The organism is Sphingomonas cremea, from assembly GCF_021502585.1.
Taxonomy (GTDB): domain Bacteria; phylum Pseudomonadota; class Alphaproteobacteria; order Sphingomonadales; family Sphingomonadaceae; genus Sphingomicrobium; species Sphingomicrobium cremea.
Window position 1 is genome coordinate 610,769 of the sequence record NZ_JAKFGM010000001.1, and the last position, 21,840, is coordinate 632,608.

Genomic DNA, 21,840 nt, shown 5'->3' on the forward strand with positions numbered 1-21,840 from the left:
CGTGTCGCGCCGAGTCCACTGGGGCTTCGACGAAGCAGGAGAGTTAAGGTGCAACGAGCCGCGTCCGAAGTCATGCAATCGATCCTGCTTTCGGCGGTCATCGACGCGCTGGAGGCAATGAAGGCCGCGTCGGGCGGCGTGCCCAACAATATGTTGCGCGATCTGCAGAGCGTCCACCGCAACACCACCTTTGCCGACTTGCCCAAGTCGGTGCAGGATTCGATTGCGCAGAGCGTGCGGGCCGCCTTCACGCAGTTCCTGAAGGAGGGCTATGCGGTCGGCCCCAAGCAAGCCGTCCAGCAATCGCGGCCAATGGACCGGGTTCCGGAGCGCGACCGCCGCGGCCCGCAGGATCGCCGCGATTTCCGCCAGAATCCAGGGCGGAGAGGGCCTGAACGCCCGGGTGGCGCCCCGGGTGGAGGGCACCGTGGCGGCCCTCCGCGGGGCAAGCCGACCAAGTGAGAGGCGGCCCCGCCGACTTCGCCCGCGCCGTCATTCAATTCTGGTGCGAGGAGCTCACGCCGGAGCAGTATTGGAAGAAGGATCCGGCGGTCGATCGGCATATCGCCGAGCGGTTCGGCACGATCCGCGAGGAGGTGCTGAAGAGCAGGGCCGCGGGCTGGCGCGACGAGCCGGAAACTTTGGTCGCGGCGATCATCCTGCTCGACCAGTTCAGTCGCAACATGTTTCGCGGCAAGGCCAGAGCGTTCGAGGCCGATGGTCTTGCGCTGGAGCTATGCAAGGAGGCGCTCGCCAAGGGCTGGGTCGACAAGGTACCCAAACCGTTGCCGAGCTTCATGCTGATGCCGCTCCAGCACAGCGAGAATTTGGCCGATCAAGAGCGGTCAGTGGCCGAGTTCCGCGAGCGTGATCCCCAGAACTACCGCTTCGCCATCCTCCACCGCGACCAGATCAAGCGCTTCGGCCGCTTCCCCGGCCGCAACCGGGCGTTGGGCCGTGTCTCGACGCCCGAGGAGCGGGAAGCGTTGGAGGCCGGCGCGGCCTTTTGATTGCATCCGCGTGCCGCGTTTGCCAATCCTTGGCCGGGGGGAGCGACGCGTGAAGATTCCATCACCACTCAATGGCTGGCGCGTTTTCGCGGGCGAGGTCGGAGTCATCGTGCTCGGCGTGCTGTTGGCACTTGGCGCGCAACAGCTCGTCGAGGACATCCAGATGCGCGCCGAGGTGCGTGAATTCCGCAAGACCATCGATCATGAAATCGGGCTGAACCTGTTCGTCTACGATGTCCGCAGCCAAGGCAGCGCCTGCAACGAAAAGCGGATTCGGGAACTGGCAACGTGGGTGCGCGATGCTCGCGACGGAACTCCGCTGCCGCAGATCGAGCCTTACGGCCCGCCGTACATGGCCGGTTATCGCAGTTCGTGGGACTCGCGCGATGGCACTGTGTTCGCCAATGTCCCGCTCAAGGCGCGGCGCAAATATGCGGAGTTCTACGACGAACTTTCAGGGAACATGAGCCGCTTGGAGATGGAGGAGCGCGCGTGGGCGGAACTCCAGCGCTACGTGATCAGGGGACCGATCTCGATCGACGACCGGCGCGCGATCATCGGCACGTTGAATGACGCCATGCGGCAAACTGCTTCTTGGGACTCCAACATGCCGGTCGCCAGGAAAATCGCCGACGAACTGGGCATCAAGCCGATCAAGCCGGATAACGTCAGCGACGCGTTCCTCAACGAGGTCAAGACGTGCGACCCGATGTTCGTCGCGTCGGGAGCAGGCGGTCCAACGAGGAGTTGAACTTCTCGACCGCTTGGGCTAGGGCGCGCCCCGTCTTTACGGACATACATCGCTGACGCCTTTCGGGGCACGCTGGCCGGTGAGGTTTCACCCGCCGGCGTCGTTTGCGTTGTGACCGTTGGTTTGATGAGGAATTTTGATGTTCGACAGCCTTAGCGATCGCCTTGCCGGCGTCTTCGACAAGCTCCGCGGCCGCGGTGCTCTTTCGGAAGACGACGTTCGCTCGGCGATGCGCGAGGTGCGTGTCGCACTGCTCGAGGCCGACGTCGCGCTGCCGGTGGCGCGCGATTTCGTCGACCAGGTCACCGAGCGCGCGGTCGGCGCCGAGGTCATCCGCTCGGTTACGCCGGGCCAGATGGTCGTTAAGATCGTCAACGACGCACTGGTCGAAATGCTGGGTAGCGACACTGCCGAGCTTCACATCGACGTCAATCCGCCCGCCGTGATCATGATGGTCGGCCTTCAGGGTTCGGGCAAGACGACCACCACTGCGAAACTCGCCAAACGACTGGCGGAACGCGAGCGCAAGCGGGTGCTGATGGCCTCGCTCGACGTCGCCCGCCCAGCGGCGCAAGAGCAGCTGGCAGTGCTCGGCCGCCAGGCGAGCGTCGACACGCTGCCGATCGTTGCTGGCCAGACCCCGGTCCAGATTGCCCAGCGCGCGCTGCAGTCGGCAAAATTGCAGGGATATGACGTCCTGCTGCTCGATACTGCGGGCCGCCTCCATGTTGATGACACCTTGATGGCCGAGATGAAGGCGGTCGCTGCCGCCTCCAACCCGGTCGAGACGCTGCTGGTCGTCGACAGCCTGACCGGACAGGACGCGGTCAATGTCGCCAAGGGCTTTGCCGGCGAGGTCGACCTTAGTGGCGTCATTCTGACCCGCATGGACGGCGATGCCCGCGGCGGCGCGGCGCTCAGCATGCGCGCGGTCACCGGCAAGCCGATCAAGTTTGCCGGCGTGGGCGAGGCGATCGACGCACTCGAGGCTTTCCACCCCAGCCGGGTCGCCGGTCGTATCCTCGGAATGGGCGACGTCGTCAGTCTCGTCGAGCGTGCAGCCGAAACGGTTAAGATCGAGGACGCCGAGAAGCTCGCCCGCAAGATGGAGAAGGGCAAGTTCGATCTCGACGACCTGCGCCTCCAGATCAGCCAGATGCAGCGCATGGGCGGGCTTGGCGCGCTGGCCAACATGCTTCCGGGTATGAAGGGCCTGAAGGGTGCTAATGTCGACGACAAGGCGCTGGTGCGGCTTGAGGCGATGATGTCGTCAATGACTGCCAAGGAGCGCGCGCGGCCCGAAATCATCAATGCCAAGCGCAAGATCCGCGTGGCCAAGGGCAGCGGGACCACCGTCCAGGAGGTCAACAAGTTGCTCAAGATGCACCAGGAGATGTCCAACGCGATGAAGCGGCTGAAGAAGCTCGGCGGCTTCGGCAAGCTGGCATCGATGTTTTCCAGTGGCGGTATGGAGAAGGCGCTGGCGGGCGTAGCGCCCGGTGGCCAGCTGCCTGGTGGCTTGCCCGGACTTCCGGGCGGAAGCTCACCATTCAACCTGCCTCCAGGTTTTGACAAGTTTACAAAAAAATAGCGTAATTTACTGAAAGGATAAGAAAAATGGCAGTTGCAATTCGTTTGGCCCGTGGCGGCTCCAAGAAACGCCCTTATTATCGCCTGGTGGTGGCGGACAGCCGCAATTCGCGTGACGGCCGCTTCATCGAGAAGGTCGGCACCTACAATCCCCTGCTGGCGAAGGATTCGCCGGAGCGCGTAAAGCTCGACGCCGATCGCATCGCGCACTGGCTGTCGGTCGGCGCCCAGCCCTCGGACCGCGTCGCCCGCTTCCTCGATGCCGCCGGCATCCGCGAACGCGCCGCGAAGCTTAACCCGAAGAAGGGTGAGCCGGGCGAGAAGGCCAAGGAGCGCGCCGAAGAGCGCGCCAACAAGGCTGCAGAGGCTGCTGAAGCCGCTGCCGCGCCGGCCATTGAGGAAGCCAAGGTTGAAGAGGCCGAGGCGGTAGTCGCCGAGGCGGTCGAGGAAGCAACCGCCGAGCCGACCCCTGAGGCCGAAGCCGTTGCAGAAGCAGTCGCCGAAGAAACTCCGGCCACCGAGGCAGCTGCCGCGGAAGCCGTGACTGAGGCAGAGGAAATCGCCGAAGAGCAGGCCCCGTCGGATACCGCCGACCTGCCGGCAGACGAACCGGTCGCCGAAGAAGCTGCCGTTGAAGCATCGGCGGGCGAAGAAGCCCCGGCCGAGCCGGTTGCCGAGGAAGCAGCCGAAGCTGCTGCCGAGGAATCGGCCGGCGAAGAGAAGGCCAAGTAATCCATGACGTCACCGGCGACCGACAAGCGCGTCGCGCTCGCGGCGGTCGCCGGGGCTCATGGAGTGAAGGGCGAGTTGAGGCTCAAGCTGTTCGCGGACAGCGCCGATAGCCTCGCTCGTCATTCGCATTTGTACGTCGGCGGCCGCGAATTGATCCTCCGTGACGTGAAGGGTGGCGGCAAGACTGCCATCGCCCGCTTCGAAGGGGTCTCTGACCGCTCCGCAGCCGAAGCGCTGCGCGGCCAACTGGTAGAGATCGATCGCGACAAGCTCCCTCCTCTCGAAGAGGGCGAATATTATCACGCCGACCTGATCGGCCTTTCGTGCGTAGACGATAGCGGAAATCCACTCGGCAAGGTCGTCGCGGTCGAGAATTTCGGCGCCGGTGACCTCCTCGAGGTTGAGCGATCCAACGGCCAGCGCTCGCTGATCCCGTTTCGTGAACCCATCGCGCGCCAAGATGGCGAGCGGATCGTCATCGATCCCGAATTCCTAGCGTAGTAGCGGTCGATCCTTCGCCAGATCGTTGCGGATGGTCGTCGCCGCAATTCCTCCCTGGCCCATGGCGTTGCTGATCTGGTCGAGCCCGATGACCAGGTCGCCCGCTGCATAAACCCCTTCGACGCTGGTCCGCATGTGTGCATCGACCCCCGCGCAACCGTCGTCGCCCAGCCGCGCGCCGACCATTTCCGCCAGCTGACAGTGCACGTCCGAACCAAGAGCTGGATAGACGCTGTCGAAGGTAAAATGTCCCTCTGCAGTGTCGACGGTGATGCTGTCATGAGCGATCGCTACCGCCTCTGCCGGCCCATCGACCGTCTTTATGCCTGCCTGATCAAGAGCCACCCGGTCGGCCGCCGAGACCTTCATTGCCTTGTCCGGTGCGATCAGTGTGATGTCCGCGGTATAGCCACGCAGGAACAGCGACTCAGCCACGCCACGACCGCCACTGCCGATCACGCCGATTTTCTTGTCGGTCACCTCATAGCCATCGCAGATTGGGCAGTAGCGGATGAGGCCGCGCGCCAGCGCATCATCATGAAGCGCTTCGTCCATCGGCGGGCGCCGGTTGGTTACTCCTGTCGCAAGCAAGACGGACCTAGCCAGCCATTTTCCTGAGCCCCACTCCGCCTCGAACGGGCCGGCCTCCTCATCCTGGTGGAGGCGGCTGACAAAGCCGTCGGCGATTTTCGCGCCGTAGCGTTGCGCCTGTGCCTTCATCCGCTGGATAAGGTCCTTGCCTGTGATGCCGTCAGGAAAGCCGGCATGGTTGTGCGTGCAGGGAATGGTTGCTGCACGGCTTTTACCGCCGTCAACGACCATGATGTCGAGGTGAAAGCGGGCGAGGTAAATGGCCGCAGTCAGGCCGGCAGGGCCGCCTCCGATCACAAGGCAGTCGAGTGGTTTGTCATCCATCAGGGCCCAATGCCGGGCCTTCCGCGCTTGTTCCCGCTGGGCTAGGAGCGCCGGCCATGAGCTTTCGCGCCACCGTTCTGACGCTCTATCCGGAAATGTTCCCCGGCCCACTTGGCGCGAGCCTCGCCGGGCGAGGGCTGGCGGAGGGCGTGTGGAGTCTCGAAGCGCGGAATATCCGCGACCATGCGATCGACAAGCATCGTACGGTCGACGACACGCCAGCCGGAGGCGGGGCGGGGATGGTGTTGCGTTGCGACGTACTGGCCGCTGCGCTGGACGCGGTCGCCGACGGACGGCCGATGCTGGCGATGACGCCGCGCGGCAAGCCGCTGACCCAGCATCGTGTCCGCGAATTGGCGGCGGGCGAGGGGGCGATCATCCTGTGCGGCCGGTTCGAAGGCTTCGACGAGCGGATCTTCGAAGCAAGGCCGGTAGAACCCGTTTCGATCGGTGATTATGTCCTTTCCGGCGGAGAGCTGGGCGCTATGGCGATGCTTGACGCTTGCGTTCGGCTGCTTCCCGGGATAATGGGCGCGACCTCCAGCGGAGAGGAGGAGAGCTTCGAAGAAGGGCTCCTAGAATATCCGCACTATACCCGACCTGTCGAATGGGAAGGGCGCACGATCCCTGAGGTGCTGCGATCGGGGGATCATGCGAAGATCGCTCAGTGGCGAAAGCAACGTGCGATCGAGGACACACGGCTAAGGCGGCCGGACCTGATCGTGCGCCATGGGGGCGCTCGGGAGGCACCGCCCTCTGGTGCGCAGCGTGAAGATTAGGAAATGACAAGACAATGAACCTGATCCAGACGCTCGAGGCGGAACAAGTCGCCGAGCTCTCCAAGGGTCGCAAGATCCCCGAATTCCGTCCCGGTGACACGCTGCGTGTCGGCGTGAAGGTAGTCGAAGGTGACCGCAGCCGCGTCCAGATGTATGAAGGCGTGTGCATCGCTCGCGCCAACAAGGGCGTGAACTCCAACTTCACCGTCCGCAAGATTTCGTTCGGCGAAGGTGTCGAGCGCGTCTTCCCGCTCTATTCGCCGATCATCGATTCGATCGACGTCGTCCGCCGCGGCGCCGTCCGTCGCGCCAAGCTCTATTATCTCCGCGGCCGCCGCGGCAAGTCGGCGCGTATCGCCGAGCGCCGCGACACGCGACCGGAGAAGGGAAGCAGCGAGGAATAATCATCCTCACTGCTCGTCGATTAAGGGGCGTCCGGAGCGATCCGGGCGCCCTTTTCGCGTTCAAGCGTAATTGACCAGCTCAAACTCGATCCCATTGTGATCGAAGAAGTAAAACCGCCGGCCAGGCTCATAATCGGCATGGGCAAATGGAGCGAGACCGGCTTCGATGACCCGCTGCTCGGCGCCGTCCAGGTCGTCGACGACCAGCCCGACGTGATTAAGGGGTTCACCCTTGGGGTATTGTTGTTCGCCGCCCTCTGCCGGAGCGAATAGGGCCAGGTAAAATGTGTCGTCCCCGACGTGGACGGCGCGCCCTCCATCACGGGCCGGGCCGCTCCAGCGAATCTTCCACCCAAACAGGCGGTTCATCAATTCCGCGCTGCGTTCCGGGTCGGTTACGGTCAAGTTTACATGTTCGATGAAGGCGGTTCGCATGCCGATAATCCTGTGTTGATTGCGTTGCGCCCGATTCGATACAACCTCAATATAAGTTGAGGTCAAGCGCCATGCATAAGAATGATCTGATCACCATTGGGGAGCTCGCTTCCAGAACCGGGCTGAGCGTTTCTGCGATCCGCTTCTACGAGGCCAGGGGACTGGTCGAGCCGATCCGCACGCGCGGCAATCAGCGGCGTTTCCTGAGGTCTGACATCCGGCGACTGTCGTTCGCGATGATCGCCCAGAAGTGCGGACTGACAATCGACGAAATTGCGGCGGAGTTGGCAAAGCTGCCAATGGGCCGAACGCCGACATTGACTGACTGGCAGCGGATTAGCCGCACATTTGTCCAGGACATAGAGCGCCGCATTGCCTTGCTTGAACGGACCCGGGACAAGCTTTGTGAATGCATTGGCTGCGGATGCCTGTCGCTTGAACGTTGCGGGCTCGTCAATCGAGAGGACAGCGCATCGCTCGAAGGACCCGGACCTCGATATGTATTGAGCCGCTGATCCGAGGGTCTTGCGGCTCAACGCCAAGGGCCTATGTGGTCCGGCAAGGAGAACGGGAATGAGTGGTTACCGGGTTGCAGTGGTAGGCGCGACGGGCAACGTCGGACGCGAGATTCTCAATGTGCTCGCGGAGCGGCAATTCCCGCTGGCCGAAGTGGCCGCAGTCGCCAGCGCTCGCTCGACCGGGGACATCATCGACTTTGGCGATACCGGCCAGGAACTGAAGGTCAAGAACCTCGACCACTTCGATTTTGAGGGCTGGGACATGGCGCTGTTCGCCGCCGGCTCGGAAATCTCCAAGGTCCACGTGCCTCGCGCCGCCGCAGCCGGTTGCACGGTGATCGACAATTCGTCGCTCTACCGGATGGACCCGGACGTTCCGCTAATCGTGCCGGAGGTGAACGCCCACGCCATCGACGGCTATCGGGCCAAGAACATCATCGCCAATCCCAACTGCTCGACCGCGCAAATGGTCGTTGCCTTGAAGCCACTCCATGACGTCGCACGGATCAAGCGCGTGGTGGTCGCGACCTATCAGTCGGTCTCCGGCGCTGGAAAGGCCGGCATGGACGAGTTGTTCGAGCAGAGCCGCAATATCTTCGTTGGCGACGCCAATGAGCCCAGGAAGTTCACCAAGCAGATCGCCTTTAACGTCATTCCCCACATCGACAGCTTCCTGGAGGACGGATCGACCAAGGAAGAGTGGAAGATGGTGGTCGAGACCAAAAAGATTCTCGATCCCCGGATCAAGATAAGCGCGACTTGTGTCCGCGTACCGGTTTTCGTCGGTCATTCGGAAGCGGTCAATGTCGAGTTTGAAGAAGAGATCAGCGCAGAGGAGGCACAGGCGATCCTGCGTGAGGCGCCGGGCGTTATGCTGGTCGATAAGCGCGAGGACGGCGGTTACGTCACTCCGGTCGAATGCGTTGGCGATTATGCTACCTTCGTTAGCCGGGTGCGCGAGGACCCGACCGTCGACAGCGGCCTTTCCATGTGGGTGGTAAGCGATAACCTCCGCAAAGGTGCCGCCCTGAACGCGGTGCAGATTGCGGAGTTGCTTGGCCGGCGGCATTTGCAGAAGGCTGCGTAGCGTGCATTCCGGGTCTTGCTTGTGCGGGGCCGTAACTTTCCAGGTCCGATGCGAACTGCAACCGCCTGATGCATGCCATTGCCGTCAATGCCGCAAGACGTCCGGTCATTATTGGGCCTCAACCGATGTCCCTCGGGAAATGCTGACGATCATCGGCGAGGATCGGGTCAGCTGGTATCGGTCCTCCGAGAAGGTGCGGCGCGGATTCTGCGTGAATTGCGGTTCTTCGCTTTTCTGGGATGTCGAAGGGCGGCCACGACTTGCCATCGCGATGGGTGCGTTCGACCAGCCGACGAATACTCACTTGGAAAAACATATCTTCGTCGCGGACAAGGGCGATTATTACGAGATCGCAGACGGCCTTCCTCAGGAAGGGCTGTAACCGCAGGAGACCAAGGTGAGCGAAATGATGACTGGCGGCTGCGCATGCGGCAAGGTTAGGTTCGAAGCCGCCGTTGAGCCGCATGAGGCCTATCTCTGCCACTGCCGAATGTGTCAGCGCTCGACCGGCTCGATTTCAATAGCGTTCGTCAATGCCAAGCTCAGCGACGTACGATGGGCCGGCGAGCCGGATTGGTACGAAAGCTCGCCGATTGCGCGGCGGCCATTTTGCGCTCGATGCGGCACGTCGCTGGGGTTCATGTTCAGCGAAGACGCTGAAAAGATGGACCTGGCGGTGGGCAGCTTCGACGACCCAGCGCCATTCCGCCCCAAGCATCACTTCGGGATCGAAAGCATGCATCGGGCGTGGATCAACACTGAAGGGCTGCCCGAATACCGCTCTGATGAGTATCAGGCCCTGGTCGACAGGTGGGTCGAAGCAGTGGGCAAGATGCCCGAGTAGCAGGGGTTGCGATTGAGCCATGATTGGCGCGGAGACTCATTTTTGGACGGCGTCGGATGGCGTGAAGCTTGCTTGGCGTGAATTGGGCGAAGGTCGGCCGGTTATCCTGGTCCACGGCCTGTTTAGCGATGCCAATACAAATTGGATCAAGTTCGGCCATGCCGAGCGGATCGCGGCTGTTGGCTTCCGCGTGATCATGCCGGACCTCCGCGCGCATGGGCTCAGCGATAAGCCGCAGGATCCCCAGGCATACCCATGCGGCGTACTTGCCCGCGACTTGCATGAGTTCATCGCCCATCTCGACTTGACGGATTTCGACCTTGGCGGTTTCTCGCTGGGCGCAAGAACGACGGTGCAGGCGGTCGGTGAGGGTGAGCGTCCGCGCAAGGCGATCCTCGCCGGCATGGGGCTTGAGGGTCTTAGCGATTGGAATCGGCGTCAGGCCTTCTTCCACGAAGCGATTGCTCAGTTCGATATCGCGCGGCGCGGCGATCCGTGGTGGATGGCGATCCAGTTCATGAAGACGATGAAGGTCGACCGGGTCGCGGCGGGGCTTTTGTTGCGCACCTTTGAGGATGCGCATCCCGAATGGCTCAATGAATTCATGATGCCGACTCTGATTTTGTGTGGTTCGGAAGATCAGGACAATGGCTCGGCGTCCAACCTGGCCGAAGCGCTGCCCAATGCGACCCAAATAACCGTGCCCGGAACGCATATGAGCAGCGTTGCCAAAGCCGAATTCGGAGTGGCATTGGCGGAATGGCTTTCCCCTGCTTGACGTCGGCGCGACGGCGTCACATTCCTCGCCCCACGCGAAAATCATGACGTTCAGGACGAGGAGCCTACCCTTGAAGATACTTGCTGCTTCCGTGTCGCTTGTTGCGCTGTCGCTGGCCGGTTGTGCCACAACTCCGCCGGCCGAAATGGCCGCTTCGGCGCCTGCCGTTGCGGCTGCTGGCGTGCCGGCCGACGCATCGACGGCGACTACATTTCCGCTGACCCCCGACGGCGCCCGCGCATTTGTGGCCCAGGTCGAGAAAGAATTGTTCGATCTCAGCATCATCAGCGGCCGCGCCGCATGGGTCAACGCGACCTACATCACCGACGATACCGACGCCCTCGCCGCATATTTCGGCACGATCGCGACCGAAAAGGGCGTCCAATATGCAGGCGAAGCCGCAAAATATGCCCGCGTCCCCGGTCTCGATTTCGACACGGCGCGAAAGCTCAACATCCTGCGCGGCGCGCTGGTCCTTCCGGCCCCGACCACCCCGGGCGCGGCGAATGAGCTCAACACCATCGCCACCCGGCTCCAGTCGACCTACGGCAAGGGCCGCGCCAGCCTGCACGGCAAGCCGCTGACCGGCGATGACGTCGAGGCGCAGATGGGCACAAACCGCAATCCGGCAGAGCTCGCCGAGATGTGGCGCACGTGGCACGAGAATGTCGGCCGGCCGATGCGAACTGACTATACCCGCCTGGTCGAACTGGCGAATGCGGGCGCCAAGGACCTGGGCTATGCCGACACCGGCGCAATGTGGCGCTCGCAATATGACATGACGCCGGAACAGTTCGCGACGATGTACGATCGACTGTGGTCGGAGGTGAAGCCGCTTTACGACGACCTTCACTGCTACACCCGGACCAAGCTCAACCAGAAATATGGCAATGCCGTGCAACCGGCGACCGGCCCGATCCGCGCCGACCTTCTCGGCAATATGTGGGCGCAGGAATGGGGTAACATCTATGACATCGTCGCCCCCAAGGGCGCGGGCGACGTCGGCTATGACGTGACCGAGCTGCTTGAAGCCAAGAAGAAGTCGCCTGTCGACATGGTCCGGATTGGCGAAGGTTTTTACAAATCGCTCGGCTTAGCGCCGCTTCCGGCCAGCTTCTGGGATCGCAGCCAGATCACTCGTCCGCGTGATCGCGAAGTGGTTTGCCATGCCTCGGCGTGGGACCTCGACAACAAGGACGATCTGCGCATCAAGATGTGCACCAAGGTCAATGGCGACGACTTCGTCACTATCCATCACGAGCTTGGACACAATTATTACCAGCGTGCCTACAATCAGCAGCCCTATCTCTACCTGAATGGGGCCAATGACGGCTTCCACGAGGCGATCGGCGATTTCATCGCCCTTTCGATCACGCCCGAATATCTGACCCAGATTGGCCTCCTCGACCGATCGAAGGTTCCGTCGGCCGACAAGGACACCGGCCTTCTGCTTCGGCAAGCCATGGATAAGGTCGCCTTCCTGCCGTTCGGACTGATGGTCGATAAATGGCGCTGGGGCGTGTTCGACGGTTCAATTACGCCGGCCAATTACAACCAGGCGTGGGCCGACCTGAAACGCCAATATCAGGGCATTACTCCGCCCGTCGCTCGCAGCGAGGCGGACTTCGATCCGGGCGCCAAGTTCCACATTCCCGGCAACACACCATATGCGCGCTACTTCCTCGCGCGGCTGCTTCAGTTCCAATTTTACAAGGCTGCTTGCGACATGTCCGGTTGGAAGGGGCCGCTGCACCGTTGCAGCTTCTATGGCAACAAGGAGGTAGGGCAGCGGCTGAACGCGATGCTGGCGATGGGCGCATCCAAACCCTGGCCCGACGCTCTCGAGGCTTTCACCGGTAGCCGCGATATTTCGGGCAAGCCGATGCTCGAATATTTCGCCCCGCTGCAGGCGTGGCTCAAACAGCAGAACGCGGGCAAGCAGTGCGGATGGTGATTTAAGTCGCAAAGAAAGGGGAGCGGCCATTCGGCGCGCTCCCCTTTTGATTTTGACTTAGCTGACCGTTGGAATGCCGGGCTGAGTTTCCTGTCGAGCCACATTGCGCGGCACTTTGGATTTCCTGCCTGTCTCCTTCAGGGTCAAGGCTTCCTCGCTAATCTCTTCTTGGGAGCGAGTGTTTCCCATCCGCTCTGCCTTGAGCTCGCTCAAGCGGTCCATTCCACTGCTGAACGCTTCACCGATCTGCCCGCGCCGGGACCAGAGAAAAGCGCCCGCTGCAGCTACACCTGCCGCAACCGCGACGCCGGCCAGTGGCCTTTCGTACGCAGCACTCATGAAACTCCCATTATCGAAACGGCCTTTTGAATCTCTTTTTCTCGCCATCTTACTCTCCTTTACCGCCCCCTCATCATCAACGCGCCAGCAAGGCCCGCGTTGCTGTTGAAAGGCAGGGGGAAGAGACGACGCGACGAACGTCAGAGCTGGCCGAGCATGGTCTCCGCGCTGGAAGCCGAATATTCCCCGGGAGCTTCGACATTGAGCTGCTCGACCACACCGTCATTGACGATCATCGAATAGCGCTGGCTGCGCTTGCCCATGCCGAACTTGGACGCGTCCATGGTTAGCCCAAGCGCCTCGGCAAATTCACCGTTGCCATCAGCGAGCATCGTGATGTCTTCGGAGCCTTGGTCCTTGTTCCATGCGCCCAGCACGAACGCATCGTTGACGCTGGTTGCAACGATTTCATCGACGCCCTTGCCCTTCAGCTCGGCGGCTTTTTCAACATAGGAGGGGAGGTGGCGTGCCGAGCAGGTCGGTGTGTAAGCACCGGGGACAGCGAACATCGCGACCCGCTTGCCAGCGAAATAGTCGCCACTCTTGACCGGTATCGGGCCTTCCGGCGTCGCAAGGGTCAGGGGAACATCGGGAATGCGGTCGCCGACCTGGATGGCCATCGGGAAATCTCCTGCAAAAGGTCAGGCCGGGACATAGGCACGGCGCGTGACACTCTCAAGGCTTGCGACCGAGGCGGTCGAGGCGCATTTTCAGCGCATGGAGAGTCCCCGCTTCCTGTCGGGCAAGCTGCTGCTGGCGATGCCGGGCATTGGCGACCCGCGCTTTGAGCATGCTGTCATTGCCATGTGCGTGCATGACGAAAATGGCGCAGTCGGCATCGGTATAGGCCACCAACGCGCCGGGATCGGAGTGCGTGGCCTGCTCGAGCAACTGGGCATTGATCCGGGCGAGACGCCAGATACGCCAGTGCTTCACGGCGGACCAGTCGAGCCGGGCAGGGGCTTTGTCCTCCACAGCGACGATTGGGGCGGCCAGGATACGATCGCAGTGACGGGACTCGGCGCACTGACCGGCACGATCGACGTGCTTAAGGCCATTGCGGAAGGGCGGGGCCCGAGCCGCTATTTGATCGCACTCGGTTACGCCGGTTGGGGCGAGGGCCAGCTAGACGAGGAAATGACTCGACCAGGCTGGTTCGCAGCCGATGGGCGGCAGCAAATTTTGTTCGAAACGCCGACCGCGGAACGCTGGGAAGCGACGTTCAAAGCCGAAGGCATCGATCCCCGCCTGCTCGACAGCGGCGCTGGAGCGGCCTGATGTTTGCTTTTGCCTTGCTGCGAAGGTAGGGGCGGCGCGACTTTCTTTCTTCGGAGAATTGCCCCGTGGCCACCCCCGCCAACACCCTTACTCGCGACTATCTGGTCAAGGACATCAGCCTTGCGAAATTCGGTCGCAAGGAAATCGATATCGCCGAAACCGAGATGCCGGGCCTGATGGCGCTGCGTGCCGAATATGGCGCATCAAAGCCGCTTAAGGGCGCCCGCATCACTGGCTCGCTGCACATGACGATCCAGACCGCGGTGCTGATCGAAACACTGACCGCGCTCGGCGCCGAGGTGCGCTGGGCATCATGCAACATCTTCTCGACGCAGGACCATGCCGCCGCGGCGATCGCGGCGTCGGGTGTCCCGGTGTTTGCAGTCAAGGGAGAGACGCTCGAGGAATATTGGGACTATGCCGCCCGCATCTTCGACTGGGGCCAGGACCAGACTTGCAACATGATCCTCGACGACGGCGGCGATGCCACCATGTTCGCTCTGTGGGGTGCCAGGGTCGAGGCGGGCGAGACGCTGTTCGCGCCGCAGAACGAGGAAGAAGAGATTTTCGCGGCGACGCTGAAGCGCTTCCTCGCCGAGCGGCCGGGCTACCTGACCAAGACGGTTGAGGCGATCAAGGGCGTCAGCGAAGAGACCACCACTGGCGTCCACCGCCTCTACGAACTCGCCAAGCAGGGCAAGCTCCCGTTCCCGGCGATCAACGTCAATGACAGCGTGACCAAGTCGAAGTTCGACAATCTCTACGGCTGCAAGGAAAGTCTGGTCGACGCCATCCGCCGCGCGACCGACGTCATGCTTGCCGGCAAGGTCGCGACGGTCGCCGGCTTCGGTGACGTCGGCAAAGGCTCAGCGGCCTCGCTCCGCAACGGCGGCGCTCGCGTTCTGGTAACCGAAGTCGACCCGATCTGCGCCCTGCAGGCGGCGATGGAGGGCTATGAAGTCGTAACGATGGAGGAGGCCGCCAAGCGCGCCGACATCTTCGTCACCGCGACCGGCAACATGGACGTCATCACGCTCGATCATATGCGCGACATGAAGGACATGGCGATCGTCTGCAACATCGGCCATTTCGACAGTGAGATTCAGATCGGCGCGTTGGCCAACATGAAGTGGGACGAGATCAAGCCGCAGGTCGACGAAGTCACCTTTCCCGACGGCAAGCGCATCATCGTTCTGTCGAAGGGCCGACTGGTCAACCTTGGCAATGCCACCGGCCACCCCAGCTTCGTCATGTCGTCGAGCTTTACCAACCAGGTGCTTGCGCAGATTGAGCTGTGGACCAAGTCCGATCAGTATCAGAATGACGTCTATGTCTTGCCCAAGCACCTCGATGAAAAAGTCGCGGCGCTTCATCTCGACAAGCTGGGTGTCAAGCTGACGAAGCTCAGCGACAAGCAGGCCGCCTATATTGGCGTGACCCCGCAAGGCCCGTTCAAGCCCGATCACTATCGCTACTAAAATAGGCTAATATTGCAGCGGACGCTCTCGGATCCATCGGCTGGCGAGGAATTTCTCGCCAGCCGTTACTGGCAGACCCGAATGCTGCGAGTTGAGGTCGGGGCGGCCGTCGGCATCCGCATTGCGGAACAAGAGGCCATCGCCTTTGCGCCCTTTTACCTTGATGTCGGGCTTGGCGAAGTGAGTTTCGCCGCCCTCGAAATCGTCATTGAGGTAGACTAGGAAAGTAAGGACGCGTTGGTTGTCGGCATTGCCGATGGCATCGAAATGAGCTCGATATTCCTGTCCAGGCCGATAGCGAAGTATCTGGAGCGGCTCTCCCTGTTTGACGTGAGTTCCGCTGGCAGCGGCAAGCCGGCGGCAAAGCGCATGGATTGCCGGGCTTTCCGACACTAGCGGAAAGCCTGTCGCGTCCGATGTTCGGATCGGATTTGGTACCAGCTCGCCTGTCTGTGGGTCGACTACCGTTGACGGCACCATGCCCGGCATGGCGCGCGCGATCAGGAAATCGCATTCGGCGTCGGTAAACAGCGATCGATACATGACCACATCTGGTGAGTTAGAGATCCGATCCGCCGAAAAGGTGCCGAGTGGGTCGCCCTCACTAGAAAGCCGCATTTCTGAAATCAGCTGCAGTTCCCGCCCAGCTTCCGGGTCCGACCGTGAGGCGAGCTCGAGCAGTTCAATAGCCTTGTTCCAGTCGGCCGGTCCGCCAGTCCCGCTAGCCATAAACGCCCGGTATATGGCGGCGGCCGTCTCGCTTCCCGCGATGGCTGCGCGGTGAAAAAGGTCGCGCGAGAGCGGCAGGTCGCGATTTACGATCTTTCCCGCCAGGCAAAGGTTCGCGAGATATTCGAGCGCGCCCGGGTCGTTGCGGGATGCGGCCTGGCCAAGCAGGTCCATCGCACGCTGGGGCTGTCCCGAGTGGAACAGCCTTTGCGCTTCTTCAACGACGTTGCTCGTCATTCAATCTTGTTGGCAGGCCGCCCGCCGCATCGCCACAAAAAAAAGGGCCGGAGCATATAGCCCCGGCCCGGAAGTTAACGTTGGTTGGGCCTGACTTAGAATTGGGCATTGAAACCGGCATAGAAGGTGCGGCCGCGGACATCGTAGATGGCGGCATTGCCGGTGCCACGATCCGTGATGCCGCCGGTACCAGTGCCGGCCAATCCAAGCGGCGGGTGCGTATCGAGCAGGTTGTCGACGCCAACATAGAAGTTGAAGTCGCGGCCGATGCCACCGCCGTTCTTGAGGTCCCATTCCAGCCGGATGTCGTGATAGAATGTTGCCTGATATTTCCGAATATCGGCAAAGTCCTCGTTGAACGGCGGGCAGCCGCTCGTGGAGCATGCCCCAGATAGCTCATTGAAGTCTTCATAAGCACCCGTCCACATCGGCCCGATATACCGCATCTGGTAACCGAGGGTGATCGGTCCCTTGGTCAGATCGACATTCCACTGGAATTCATCCTTGGGATCGCCGAGCTCCCCGAGAATCCGGTTCTCGAAGTCCGGAAGCGTCGGGTTCTCGTAATTGCTGATCTTCAGATTGTGGGTGTAGATCAGGTTAGTGTTGAGCTTGGCAAAGCCCGCGATGTCAGTGCGATAAGACGCATTGACGTCGATCCCCTTACGCTCGCGGGCGGCGAAGTTTACGCCGGCCGAGAGTAGCGAGTTGGCGAGGATGTGGAACGGAAGCGTCGATCCGCCCGGCGACGTCGCCGGTGTCGCAGTGGCCCCGTTCCGCTCGAACAGCGCACAGAAGGGGTTGCTCAAGCTCGGCTGATCGTAGCAGTTGTTCGCGATCGCCTGCGCGGAAAGCGAGACGATGACGTCCTTAACCTTGATCTTGTACCAGTCGACGCTGATCGACAGGCCAGGAACGAACCGCGGCTGGATGACAGCTCCGACCGTATAGGAGTCCGAAGTCTCCGGCTTGAGGTCCGGGTTGCTACCGCTGAGGATTGGCAGGGAGTAGCCACCGTTCGTCAGGAGCGCGAGCTGGGCTGCACTAAACTGCGAATTGCAGTTTGCCGTACGGTTGGGATTGTTGGCGATTGCCCCGGATGAGCAGGGATCGACGAAGCCCGGCGCGAAGTTCGGAACCACCGGGAAGCCAGTCTCCGAAAGGTTCGGAGCCCGAACTGCGCGGCTGTAGTTGGCGCGGAACCGGATATCCTGAATCGGGGCCCAGTCAGCCCCTGCATTATAGGCCCAGACGGTACCCGCGCCGCCCTTGTAATCGGCAACGCGAGCAGCTCCGCTCACGGTCAGCTCTTCAAAGAAGGGCGTGTCCTTCAGGATCGGCACCTGAATTTCGCCAAACGCTTCCTTCACCTTGAATGCAGCCGGATCGAAAATGCCGACCACGACGGCGTTCGTGGCGCCCTCCACGATGAACGGATCGTTCTTGTAGTTGGCCTTTTCCTTCCGGTATTCGGCGCCGAGCGCGAACCGAATTGGACCGCCTGGCAGTTCGAACAGCTGGCTGGAGTCGCCCGAAACGAAGCCGTTGAGGACGAACTGGCTGAGCGAAGCGTGGTTCGTCGCGTCATAGCTGAAGTAGTTGACTGCAGCGCTATTATCCTGGCCGCCGAACGGATTGTAAGGAACGCAGGCGGCAATATCGGCTGCAAGACGAGCAGGTCCGGTGGGCGTGAAGGGGACCGCAGCTGTCGGATCAAACTGCGAGCGGCACTGGATTTGCCCTGTGACCGGATTCCGGCCCGCGTCGAGCGACAGCAGGAAGCGCTGGCGATCGAGGTAGCCGAAGGTCGTCGTCTTCTCCTTGAACTTTCCGTAGTTGGCGGAAAGCTCGTAGTTCCAATCCTCGTTAAAGGTGCCGCGAGCGCCGACGACGATGCGATGTGTATCACGACGGAAATGTTCGTCGCGAATGCCGGCATCGAGCAGCTGGCGGGACAGAACGAAGCGGTAGGACCCATTGGCGATTTGGGTCAAATCCGTCGCATCGAGCCGACCGTTCGTTACGGGATTTGGATTTGCCGAATTACAGACCGCCGTGAGGCCTACCTTACAGCCCGACGCCAGTATGGCATTGGTGATGAAGGTCTGTTCCGCCGAGCTCAGGAAGGGGTTGTCGAGACGGATACGCTCGCGACTGTCAAACTGGGTCCTCTGGCCCTGGATGAACGAAGGACCGGCGTTCGAACCCTGCGCAGTAACCCGGTTCCACTTGGCCTCGAAGAATGGCTCAAACGCGTCGCTGACCGTGAAGTGACCGAGCGCGTTAAAGTTATAGCGCTGCATCTCAGGGATGACTGAAAGGATTTCGCCCTCACGGCCGGTTTGGCCATTGCCGCCGATGATACCGCCGGTCGGGCCTTGACCGAAGCGGGTTCCAGTCTGCGCAAAGAGGTCGCCCTGCTGGTCGAAAAGATAGGTGCAGCTATATGCGGTTCCGCTCGACGGAGCGCCAGACGCAATGCCGCGGCCGCAAGCGGGATTGGTGATCGCCGGGTTCGAATCCTGCGTAATCGGGATGAGGCCGAAACGGTGGATCGTCGAGCTGCGGATATCCCGAAGGAAAGTGCGATCCGGAATGCCGTCGCTGCCGTTCGGCGCGCCGCCCGGGTCTACGTCGGTTACGACCAGGCCGTTAACGGTTCGGAGCCAGGGAATTTCGGATCCAAAGACGCGCCGCTGATTGAAATATTCGCCATGAACGGTGATGTTCGCTCGGTCGTCGGCGAAGTTGTGGCCATACAAGGCCGAGACATATTGGTTGCCGCCGAAACCTCGTCCGGAGACGCCGGCCTGTCCGCGCACCTGCAGGCCCTCATAATCGCGCCTCAAGATGAAATTGACCACGCCCGCGATCGCGTCGGAGCCGTAGATGGCCGAATTGCCGCCGGTCACGATATCAACGCGCTCGACCAGATCGCTTGGGATCGTGTTGACGTCCGGAGACACCGCGTTGTTGAGAATGTCGGCGGCGACGTGACGGCGTCCGTTGACCAGTACGAGAGTGCGAACCGTTCCCAGGCCGCGAAGATCGAGGAGGTTGAGACCCGCAACCCCTACGCCAAGACCGGGGTTTGACTGCGCAAATGTTGTGCGCAGCTGCGGCAACTCATTGAGTGCGTCGCCGATATTGTTCTGACCCTGCTTCAACAGCGATTCGCCGCCGATGGAAGTAATCGGAACGGTCGATTCAAGATTGGGCCGGCGAATGCGCGATCCGGTAACAACAATGGCGTTGGGCTCGTCGGCCTCAGGAGTCGTGCCCGATTCGATGGCCACTTCGCTGGTTGGCGCGGGAGCCGGCTCGGCTGCCACCTCGGCGGTGGGGGCGGGCGCCAGTTCGGCCAGCTCCGTCACTTCTTGGGCAAACGCCGGATTGGCCATCGCGAACGCAAAGCCACAGGCTGCAAAAGTCCTGAGCGCGGTTGCGCCCAACAGCATCTTCTTAGTCATTTATGGGAACCCCTGATACGAATAGTGGGGGCTCTAATCTTCAAAACCGCGACAATTTCAACTGGGCAAGAATAAGCGCAATTCATTCCTCCATGCCCTGTAGCATGAAAGTCACATGCAGTGGCGCAAAGGCTAATTCTGGAAATTAATCGTAATCAAAAACATTGAATACTGTGAGTTAATCTGTGAGTCGATCCCGATCTCAGTTGTGTGCGCGATTTACCGAACGAGATCATGCGGAACAGCAGGATATTCATCGGCGATTGAGCCCAATACTCGCTTCAACGGACCTAGCCAGGGCTCGAAAGCCCGCCATTGGTCGACCCCTTCGCGATTGATGGGGCGGCGGACTTGCTCGGAGCTGGACGTGCGAACGGCGCGTCGACTCTCATGGAAATTGAGGCATCGCTCGTCGAAAGGAAGCTCCAACCTGTCCAGTAGCTTTTGTATCTCCCCTTCAGAATCCGCCACCAAATCCTCGTGAATGACCCTGATGATACGGCCCGGCATGATCCGGTCGAAATGCTCCATCATCCTAACATAGTCGGCATAAAGGGAGCCGATATCGGCGAGGTCGTAGCTAAAATCCTGACCGCGTGCGAAATTCTGGCGAAAGAGCGACAATCCGCAGGCTAGGGGATGACGACGTGCGTCGATAATCTTCGCATTCGGCAAGATCGTCAAGATCATCCCGATATGCAGCCAGTTGTTCGGCATTTTATCGGTGAAGAAGGGCTTGTCGGATTGGCGGCGAAGCCTCGTGCCCCAAAGATACCCCTGGCCCAACTTGCCTAGTTCGACGGGCGGTAGGGCTGCTAACCGCGCCAGATAATTGCTGTCTTCGAAGCCAGCATGCCTCCCATCGCCAAGCCATCTGGCAATTGCAGGCAGGTCGCCCAATTCCATCGTACCCTCTACATCGCGATGGCAGGACAGGATCTGCTCGATCAGCGTGGAACCAGCGCGGGGCATGCCAAGAATGAATATGGGGTCGTTTCCATCGAACCCGGCTCCTCGGCGAGACTCAAAGAACCCGACGTCGAATAGCTGCAACGAGGCATCGACATGCCGTGAAACTGCAGCTCGATCATGTCCCGAAGTTGCAGACTTCAGCCGATTGGCTTCGGCATATTGCTCAAAGGAACGATCGAACCGGCCGGCCTGCTCGAGCGCGCGCCCCAATGCGAAATGAATGCTACTTCGATTGTTCTCATCAGGGATATCGCCCTCAAGCACCTTTTCCAGCTGAGCGATGTCCTCATCGCGCAAAGGCCGTGTCTTCAAGTCCGCGAGCGCCCACCAAGCGGCGCCCGAGTCAGGTCGAAGTTCAATGGCACGACGATAGGCCGCAACCGCTTCGTCCTGTGAGCCGACAGTGCGGAGGACATGTCCGTAGCTGGTCCAATTCTCCGGAGCATCGGGGAATTTGGCGACAACCTTTTCATAGACTTCCAGGGCCTCCGCATATTGCGCCTCGCCGGTCGGCAGGATGACGCTTGCGCGGGATTCGCCTGATGCTGCGTCTTGCCGGGCTGCGCTCACTTTCTCCAGCAATTCGCGCGCACGAACATAGTCAGGCGCAACTTGTAACGCTTTGCGGGCGAAGGAGTCCGCGGCGTCCAGATGACCGGTCCTGGCACCCACCTCGGCGAGAAGCCGAAGAGCCGCGGCATCATCCGGGTATTCTTTGAGATGGGGCCTAAGCAGCTTCTCGGCCCTATCCAGCCGGCCGTCGGCTAATGCCATGGTGGCCTGAAAGATGTCCGGGTGCAGCAACGACAGCTCGATCGCCTGCGATTCCGCCAATCGAGCACCTTCGATGTCGCCGAGTTGACGAAGCGCCATTCCGAGCAGTCGATGTGCTTCGGCGCAATCTTCGTCGCCTTCAATCACTTCGTGGGCCTGCTCGGCAGCCTCTTGATACTGACCATTGCGCAAAAGGTGACGCGCGTTGGCAAGTGCCTTAGTCTTGCTGCCTACCTCGTCCGTTAACTTGCTATCCATTCCGATC

22 protein-coding genes and 1 pseudogene are annotated in these 21,840 nt (G+C 61.2%); 16 read left to right on the top strand and 7 right to left on the bottom strand.

All coding sequences use genetic code 11. From position 1 onward, the window contains the following. Positions 1-48: 48 nt before the first annotated feature. From LVY65_RS03230 to rimM, 6 genes and pseudogenes are all read left to right on the top strand, one after another. The gene (locus tag LVY65_RS03230) at positions 49-462 is read left to right on the top strand and encodes a hypothetical protein (RefSeq protein ID WP_235066568.1); all 414 of its coding nucleotides are present in this window, start codon (positions 49-51) and stop codon (positions 460-462) included. Next, positions 459-1,010, top strand: a complete 552-nt coding sequence (locus LVY65_RS03235; protein WP_235066569.1) for a DUF924 family protein — start codon at positions 459-461, stop codon at positions 1,008-1,010. Before LVY65_RS03230 ends, LVY65_RS03235 begins: the two co-directional genes overlap by 4 nt. Positions 1,011-1,119: 109 nt before the next feature. Beyond that, a complete protein-coding gene (locus LVY65_RS03240; protein ID WP_235066570.1) occupies positions 1,120-1,761 on the top strand; it encodes a hypothetical protein in 642 nt (213 codons plus the stop codon). A 139-nt stretch (positions 1,762-1,900) separates the two neighbouring features. Beyond that, positions 1,901-3,352, top strand: coding sequence for a signal recognition particle protein (ffh, locus tag LVY65_RS03245; protein ID WP_235066571.1), 1,452 nt, complete (start codon positions 1,901-1,903; stop codon positions 3,350-3,352). A 26-nt stretch (positions 3,353-3,378) separates the two neighbouring features. After that, positions 3,379-3,828 (top strand): annotated as a pseudogene (rpsP, locus tag LVY65_RS03250) (30S ribosomal protein S16); the annotation flags it as partial. A 258-nt stretch (positions 3,829-4,086) separates the two neighbouring features. Then, positions 4,087-4,584, top strand: coding sequence for a ribosome maturation factor RimM (gene rimM, locus LVY65_RS03255; RefSeq protein ID WP_235066572.1), 498 nt, complete (start codon positions 4,087-4,089; stop codon positions 4,582-4,584). Here the strand turns inward: rimM and LVY65_RS03260 are convergent. After that, the gene (locus LVY65_RS03260; RefSeq protein ID WP_235066573.1) at positions 4,576-5,499 is read right to left on the bottom strand and encodes an NAD(P)/FAD-dependent oxidoreductase; all 924 of its coding nucleotides are present in this window, start codon (positions 5,497-5,499) and stop codon (positions 4,576-4,578) included. The genes rimM and LVY65_RS03260 overlap by 9 nt on opposite strands. A gap of 56 nt (positions 5,500-5,555) precedes the next feature. Here LVY65_RS03260 and trmD point away from each other — a divergent pair, with 56 nt between their 5' ends. Beyond that, on the top strand, positions 5,556-6,278 hold the full coding sequence (gene trmD, locus LVY65_RS03265) for a tRNA (guanosine(37)-N1)-methyltransferase TrmD (RefSeq protein WP_235066574.1): 723 nt from the start codon (positions 5,556-5,558) through the stop codon (positions 6,276-6,278). Between the two features lie 14 nt (positions 6,279-6,292). Beyond that, positions 6,293-6,682 carry a 50S ribosomal protein L19 gene (gene rplS, locus LVY65_RS03270; protein WP_235066575.1) on the top strand — a complete coding sequence of 130 codons (390 nt, stop codon included), beginning with the start codon at positions 6,293-6,295 and terminating at the stop codon, positions 6,680-6,682. 60 nt (positions 6,683-6,742) lie between these two features. Here rplS and LVY65_RS03275 read toward each other — a convergent pair whose 3' ends face one another. Beyond that, a complete protein-coding gene (locus LVY65_RS03275; RefSeq protein ID WP_235066576.1) occupies positions 6,743-7,117 on the bottom strand; it encodes a VOC family protein in 375 nt (124 codons plus the stop codon). Between the two features lie 71 nt (positions 7,118-7,188). Between LVY65_RS03275 and soxR the strand changes: the two genes are divergently transcribed. The 6 genes from soxR to LVY65_RS03305 all read left to right on the top strand — a co-directional run bounded on the left by soxR (position 7,189) and on the right by LVY65_RS03305 (position 12,298). Beyond that, entirely contained in the window at positions 7,189-7,632 is a 444-nt protein-coding gene (gene soxR, locus LVY65_RS03280; protein ID WP_235066577.1) for a redox-sensitive transcriptional activator SoxR, read from the top strand. A 58-nt stretch (positions 7,633-7,690) separates the two neighbouring features. After that, positions 7,691-8,722 carry an aspartate-semialdehyde dehydrogenase gene (locus tag LVY65_RS03285; protein ID WP_235066578.1) on the top strand — a complete coding sequence of 344 codons (1,032 nt, stop codon included), beginning with the start codon at positions 7,691-7,693 and terminating at the stop codon, positions 8,720-8,722. 1 nt (position 8,723) lies between these two features. Next, on the top strand, positions 8,724-9,104 hold the full coding sequence (locus LVY65_RS03290) for a GFA family protein (RefSeq protein ID WP_235066579.1): 381 nt from the start codon (positions 8,724-8,726) through the stop codon (positions 9,102-9,104). A 15-nt stretch (positions 9,105-9,119) separates the two neighbouring features. Further along, on the top strand, positions 9,120-9,566 hold the full coding sequence (locus LVY65_RS03295) for a GFA family protein (RefSeq protein WP_235066580.1): 447 nt from the start codon (positions 9,120-9,122) through the stop codon (positions 9,564-9,566). A 61-nt stretch (positions 9,567-9,627) separates the two neighbouring features. Next, positions 9,628-10,344 (top strand): alpha/beta fold hydrolase, encoded by a 717-nt coding sequence (locus LVY65_RS03300; protein WP_328282472.1) that lies wholly within the window; start codon positions 9,628-9,630, stop codon positions 10,342-10,344. Positions 10,345-10,489: 145 nt separating this feature from the next. Beyond that, positions 10,490-12,298: a M2 family metallopeptidase gene (locus tag LVY65_RS03305; RefSeq protein WP_235067156.1), complete on the top strand. Its 1,809-nt coding sequence runs from the start codon at positions 10,490-10,492 to the stop codon at positions 12,296-12,298. A 57-nt stretch (positions 12,299-12,355) separates the two neighbouring features. Here LVY65_RS03305 and LVY65_RS03310 read toward each other — a convergent pair whose 3' ends face one another. Together LVY65_RS03310 and LVY65_RS03315 are read right to left on the bottom strand one after the other, a co-directional pair. Next, positions 12,356-12,637 (bottom strand): hypothetical protein, encoded by a 282-nt coding sequence (locus tag LVY65_RS03310; RefSeq protein WP_235066582.1) that lies wholly within the window; start codon positions 12,635-12,637, stop codon positions 12,356-12,358. 140 nt (positions 12,638-12,777) lie between these two features. Next, positions 12,778-13,257, bottom strand: coding sequence for a peroxiredoxin (locus LVY65_RS03315; RefSeq protein WP_235066583.1), 480 nt, complete (start codon positions 13,255-13,257; stop codon positions 12,778-12,780). 97 nt (positions 13,258-13,354) lie between these two features. Here LVY65_RS03315 and LVY65_RS03320 point away from each other — a divergent pair, with 97 nt between their 5' ends. Together LVY65_RS03320 and ahcY are read left to right on the top strand one after the other, a co-directional pair. After that, positions 13,355-13,915 (top strand): YqgE/AlgH family protein, encoded by a 561-nt coding sequence (locus tag LVY65_RS03320; protein ID WP_235067157.1) that lies wholly within the window; start codon positions 13,355-13,357, stop codon positions 13,913-13,915. Between the two features lie 65 nt (positions 13,916-13,980). Then, positions 13,981-15,393, top strand: coding sequence for an adenosylhomocysteinase (gene ahcY, locus LVY65_RS03325; RefSeq protein ID WP_235066584.1), 1,413 nt, complete (start codon positions 13,981-13,983; stop codon positions 15,391-15,393). 6 nt (positions 15,394-15,399) lie between these two features. Here the strand turns inward: ahcY and LVY65_RS03330 are convergent, their stop codons facing one another. From LVY65_RS03330 to LVY65_RS03340, 3 genes are all read right to left on the bottom strand, one after another. After that, positions 15,400-16,359: a 2OG-Fe(II) oxygenase gene (locus LVY65_RS03330; RefSeq protein ID WP_235066585.1), complete on the bottom strand. Its 960-nt coding sequence runs from the start codon at positions 16,357-16,359 to the stop codon at positions 15,400-15,402. 95 nt (positions 16,360-16,454) lie between these two features. After that, positions 16,455-19,829: a TonB-dependent receptor domain-containing protein gene (locus LVY65_RS03335; protein ID WP_235066586.1), complete on the bottom strand. Its 3,375-nt coding sequence runs from the start codon at positions 19,827-19,829 to the stop codon at positions 16,455-16,457. 219 nt (positions 19,830-20,048) lie between these two features. After that, positions 20,049-21,833 (bottom strand): tetratricopeptide repeat-containing sulfotransferase family protein, encoded by a 1,785-nt coding sequence (locus LVY65_RS03340; RefSeq protein WP_235066587.1) that lies wholly within the window; start codon positions 21,831-21,833, stop codon positions 20,049-20,051. Positions 21,834-21,840 lie beyond the last annotated feature (7 nt).